Annotated in this window: 1 protein-coding gene; it reads left to right on the forward strand. The window is 35.5% G+C overall.

Going from position 1 to position 5,147, the window contains the following annotated elements:
- A partial coding sequence (locus G507_RS16785) for a T9SS C-terminal target domain-containing protein (RefSeq protein ID WP_035666031.1) occupies window positions 1-5,070 on the forward strand: 5,070 nt, incomplete at its 5' end.
- Between the last annotated feature and the right edge of the window lie 77 nt (window positions 5,071-5,147).

A 5,147-nucleotide genomic window follows, 5' to 3' on the forward strand; every position in this document is an offset into this window, starting at 1 on the left:
GGTTCATTTACGACTATTCAGACATGGAATGAAACAGAATTGAATGCTGTTTATGATGTTTGTGAAGAGAAAGTAGTTCAATTTCCAGCGGCTTACGTAGGACAACAAGTTTATGTGGCCTTTGTAATGACAAATGACAATGGTGACCGTTGGATTGTTGATGATGTTAGCATTGTAGAACAATGTTTAGATCCGACAGTTCAAACAGCAACTAACGCAACATTAACAGGAGCAACTTTAGGCTGGGATAATCCAAGTGGAGCTTCTCAATGGGAAGTTGAAATTGTAGGTACAGGAGCAACACCAACAGGAACAGGAACACTAGTTAGTTCTAATCCTTACCCAGTAACGGGCTTAACACAAGGAACATGTTATGATTTTTATGTTAGAGCAAAATGTACATCGGGAACAAATAGTCAATGGGTAGGTCCATTTAACTTTTGTACTGTATCTTTAGGAGAAACTTGTGGTGCTCCAATAGTAGTTCCAGATCTTGCAACAGGTCCTTATTCTACTACTGATAATACTTCAGGATATGGAGATGATTATAGTGGAAGTCCGGGTTCATCTGGTTGTGGAACAACAGGAACATATTTAAATGGGGATGATGTATTTTATCAATTTACAGCAACATCTACTAATTCAGTAACAATTACTTCTCAAACCAATTCAACTTGGTCTGGATTATTTGTTTATAATAGTTGTGCTAACATTGGAGTTAGTTGTGTGGCTGGTAATACTGCAGGAAATGGAAGTACAGCACCCGATACCGTAACCTTTACACCAACAATAGGCGAGACCTATTATATAGTTATATCTACATGGGCAGCACCTCAGAGTGTTCCTTATACATTAGATATTTTTGAAAATACTTGTACGAACCTAACAGCAACATATGCAATGGTTTCTAATTGTTCTAGCGGAACAGATACTTTCTTTGTAACTGCTAATGTAACAAATTTAGGTACAGCAACTTCAGTTTCAGGAACAACAACACCTGCATCAACAACAGAGACATTATCTGCTGCCGGTACGATGCAATTTGGTCCTTTTCCAAATAACACACCAGTTATTATAAACCTGCAAAATGATCAAGATGTAAACTGCTTTAGAAATAGCACAGCTTTAACTCAAACATTTTGTCCTGCTCCAAACAATTTGTGTGCCAATGCAATACCTGTAACCTGTGGAAGTACGTTTGCAGGAACAACTCAAGGCTCAACAAGTGTAGGAGCTTCAGCTGCATTTTGTGGAACGGCATCAAATACTTCACCAGGAGTTTGGTATAGTTTTGCAGGGAATGGAGATATTGTAACTTTTTCATTATGTGGATCTGCTTTTAATACAAAAATTCAAGTACTAACGGGAAGTTGTGGTACATTTACTTGTGTTGCAGGAAACGATAATTCTTGTGGATTGCAATCTGAAATTCAAGTAACAACTACACCGGGAACATTGTATTATATATATGTATTTGGAGTTAATAATACAACAGTGGGAACATTTACTTTAAACACTACTTGTATAACGCCACCACCACCACCAACTAATGATAATTGTGTTACTGCTATAACAGTGCCCGTAAATATTGATGGTTCGTGTTCTCAAATTACCGCAGGCACAGTAGTAGGAGCAACACCTTCTTCTCAAGCAAATGGATGTATAGGTTCTGCCGATGATGATGTTTGGTTTTCTTTTACTGCAACTCAAGGAATACATACAATTAGTTTGCAAAATATAGCAGGTTCTACATTAGACCTTAATCATGTAATTTACACTTCGACTAATACAACTAATCCTTGTGGAAATTTAACACAAGTATTCTGTAGTAATCCAGATTTTAGTTATTTAACTGGATTAATTCCAGGACAAGTATATTTTATTAGAGTTTATACGGCAACAGCAGCTTTATTACAAACAACAACTTTCAATGTTTGTGTAAGTGTTCCACCACCAACACCATCAAACGATAGTTGTGCAACACCAATCATTGCACCAGTAAATGCAGCTAACGATTGTGCATTATTCATTTCTGGTTCTGTAACTAGCGCAACAGCTTCTCCTGAGCCAAAAACATGTGGAGGTACTGCCGATGATGATGTTTGGTTTCAATTTACAGCAGCAAATTCAACACACATTATATCTTTAAATAATATTACAGGGACTAATACTAACTTAAATTTTGTAGTTTACACGGGTGCTTCTTGTGGCTCTTTAACACAAGTAGCCTGTAATTTACCTAATAGTGGTACAATTGCTGGTTTAACTCCTGGAACTACTTATCTAATTAGAGTTTACACGGATACTGCAACAATAGGTCAGTTTTCTAATTTTGATTTATGTATAGGTTCTCCGCCAATAACATTAGATAATACAACATATACAGTTCCACAATTGGTAACAGATGTGTTAATTAATTCGCCTTGTGCTCAAGTAACGAACATAACGTGGAAAACAGGAAATACAAATAATTTTGGATCAACTAATGGTATTGCATATTTTCAAGAAAATTCTCCTGGTATTTTACCTTTTTCAAATGGAATTGTTATGACAACAGGAAATGCTATGAGGGTTTCTGGACCTAATGATTCGCTTATGGGTGATGGAAATCAAGCTTGGACAGGAGATACAGAGTTGGAAACAATTTTAGCGGCTTCTGGAGTTACTTTAAACTCTCGAAACGCATCAGTTATTGAATTTGACTTTGTGCCATTGATTGATCAAATAAGTTTTAATTTTATGTTTGCATCAGAAGAATATGGGACTTTTCAATGTTCTTTTTCAGATTCTTTCGCTTTTATTTTGACAAATACAGTAACAAATACAGTTTCTAATTTAGCATTTGTTCCTGCAACAACAACACCTATTTCAGTTGTAACTGTTAGAGATAATGCTTTTAATGCTGGTTGTGCTTCAGTCAATCCACAATATTTCGATGTTTTTAACGGAACTAATCCTGCTACAGCAGCAACTAATTTCCAAGGTCAAACTGTTGAGTTCACAGCTCAATCTACAGTTGTTCCTTTGACTTTGTATCATATTAAAATGGTAATCGCTGATAATGGTGATAATTCATATGATTCTGGGGTGTTTTTAGAAGCTAATAGCTTTAATGTAGGTAACATCGAACTTGGAAATGACTTCTTAGAAGCAAATGGAAATGCTCTTTGTGTAGGAGATTCTTATACCATAGTAAGTGGTTTAAATACTGCTAATTATACATTTCAATGGTCAAATGCTTCTGGGCCTATAGCTGGTGAGACTGGGCCAAACTTGGTAGTAACGGAAGAAGGAACATATTCTATAGCTGCTCAATATACTGGTACAACTTGTGCTGCAATAGATTCAATTACTATAGAATATTATGATCCATTTACTATAGGGGCATCTGATAATTTAATAGCTTGTAATTCTGTGGGTTATTCTTCTTTTGATTTAACTGAAAATACAGTTCCAATTCTAGATGCATTAAATCCAGCTGATTATACGGTTACATATTATACAACTCAATCTGATGCAGAAAATGATGTAAATCCTATTCTAGCTCCTGATAGTTATACAAATGTTATTCAGAACTTAGAGCCAATTTTTGTTAGAATTGAGAATGTTACTAGCGGTTGTTATCAAACAACTACTTTTAACTTAGTAGTTCAAGATTTAACACCTCAGTTTACATTAACAAATGACTTTAGTATTTGTCAAAATGGATCAGGTACTGTACAGGTTACTCCAATCAATTTTGTTGATGCCGATGTAACATACACATGGACTTTAGGGACGGTTACTTTGCCAGAAACTACAAATACATTATCTGTTAATCAAGCTGGAACATATACTGTTGTGGTTGACAATAATGGTTGTACAGCTACAATGAGTTGCACGGTTTCTGTTACACCAGCTCCAGTTTTATCTCCGGTATCAAATGTTACAGCATGTGATTCTTATATATTACCTGCTTTAAGTGTTGGGGATTATTTTTCTCAGACAGGAGGAGTTGGAGCGATAGATATATCAGTTCCACTTACTTCAACACAAACGGTTTATGTTTATGCAGAATCGGGAACAGCTCCATCAATTTGTTCTACAGAGGCTAGTTTTACGGTTACTATTAATACGATAGTGGCAGATTCTCCGGCAGATGTTTTCATGTGTGATAGTTATGTTTTACCAGCTTTAAGTGCTAACAATTTTTATTATACAGCACCAGGAGGTCCAACAGGCACAGGAGTAATGTTAAATGCTGGAGATGTTATTACTACAGATCAAGTGATACATATCTACGCACAAACAAATACTACACCTAATTGTACAGATCAGGACAGTTTTGCAGTTACAATTATTGATACACCAACGGCTCCAATGGTTTCTGATGATTCAATTTGTGAGGGTTCATTCTTTACATTCCCTGCATTAGTAGCGGGTAGTTATTACACAGGATCGGGAGCAACAGGTACTTCATATGCACCAGGAGACGATGTTGTCATTAATACAACACAAACGTTTTATGTTTATGTTTCAAATGGTACTACACCTAACACTTGTTCAGATGAGACTACTTTTACTGTTACGGCAGTAGATTCACCAGTTGTTACTTTAAGTGGTGGTTGTGTTGCTAATGTTTATACCATTAATGCTTCATTATCGGGAGGTGCGTCTGCAACATATGCATGGACAGGTCCTTCTGGAACAATAAATGAGACAGGTTCTTCAATAACTGTAAATCAAGATGGAGATTATACTTGTGTAGCTACAACTATATTACCAAATAATTCTACATGTTCATCACAAGCTGTAATACATGCAGCTAATGGAACCTTATGTACAATTCAAAAAGGTATTTCACCGAACAATGATGGATCTAATGACAATTTTGATTTAACAGGTTTAAATGTTAAAAAGTTAGAGATTTTCAACCGTTATGGTAAGAAAGTTTATAGTTTTTCTAACTATACAAATCAGTGGTATGGTCAATCGGATAATGGTAATGAATTACCAACAGGAACCTATTATTTCGTTATAGAGCGTGATAATGTGGAGACAAAATCAGGATGGATCTATATCAATAGATAGTAAAAGAATAGTATAGCTTGCTTTATATATTTTATAGAGCAAGCTTATTCTAAAAAAAAATCAAAAAACAGACAAAA

This window comes from Flavobacterium gelidilacus DSM 15343, from assembly GCF_000422685.1.
Classification (GTDB): Bacteria; Bacteroidota; Bacteroidia; order Flavobacteriales; family Flavobacteriaceae; genus Flavobacterium; species Flavobacterium gelidilacus.